This is a genomic window from Streptococcus sp. DD11 (assembly GCF_001578865.1).
Taxonomy (GTDB): domain Bacteria; phylum Bacillota; class Bacilli; order Lactobacillales; family Streptococcaceae; genus Streptococcus; species Streptococcus panodentis.
Genome location: NZ_KQ969413.1, coordinates 1 through 868, shown reverse-complemented (window position 1 = coordinate 868; position 868 = coordinate 1). Strand labels below are relative to the sequence as shown.

Below are 868 nucleotides of genomic sequence, written 5' to 3'. Positions count from 1 at the left end.
GGGATAATCATGAAGGATGGTCTGGGGAAATCTTGTCACAGACAGATGCACCATCAGCATCCACAGAGCTGACCACAGCAAACCCTGAATAAGCGCTGCTGTTACTGGAAACATGAGCCACCTCCTGTCTCATCGCCGCTTGCTTAGCGGACTTGCTCGAAATGCAGATGCACCGCAATATGATCGCCGTAGCCACTGCGCTCCAAATCACGCTGCAGGCGGTAAGAGATGTAATGCTCGGCAATCGTGATGTAGCCAGCACCCAAGAGACGGCTTTCCACCATGGACTGAATCATGCTAATGGTCGCACGCTCAACTTTGGCCTCTTCCAAATCCAGTACCACCTTTTTAGTGACTTGGGCCAGATTCTGGCGGAGATCATCCGTCAGTACATAGACAGTCTGAGCTGCCTTCAAAACCGCTTGGTAAATCTTATCCGGGTCAAAGTCTACAACTTCACCGCTTCTTTTAATAACTTGCATAAAAACTCCTTTAGATTTTATTTATTAATAGATAGAGTCAGCAGCACGCGTCTCTCGGCTGCCCATCCGCTTCCTCTGCGAACAGGACCGTAGCAGACTCTCCTTGATGCAGCTTATAGAACTATTATACCTTCTTTTATCCATTTTTTCAAAAAAATTTTCACCAGCTCCCTTCTTACAAAAATGTAAGAAAAGAAGTGAAAATGTAAGCTAAAGTTATGGAAGCGCAGATACATTTGCGGTAAGATGGGAGGATAAAAAACGGAACTCATACTCAGTGAAAATCATCAACAAAGCAAACAGTTCCTGCCTAGTTTGCTGCTCTTTGAACATAATCGGTTCAATGCAGACAGTGCTAGAGCAAGCTCTTTCGACAGGAGGACCAG

Annotated in this window: 1 protein-coding gene; it reads right to left on the bottom strand. The window is 45.6% G+C overall.

All coding sequences use genetic code 11. The features are described from left to right. Positions 1–143: 143 nt before the first annotated feature. Positions 144–482 (bottom strand): ATP cone domain-containing protein, encoded by a 339-nt coding sequence (locus STRDD11_RS13145; protein WP_128837670.1) that lies wholly within the window; start codon positions 480–482, stop codon positions 144–146. Between the last annotated feature and the right edge of the window lie 386 nt (positions 483–868).

Coding starts and splice junctions, on each gene's coding strand:
- STRDD11_RS13145 (WP_128837670.1), bottom strand. CDS start 482: ATGCAAGTTATTAAAAGAAGCGGTGAAGTTGTAGACTTTGACCCGGAT.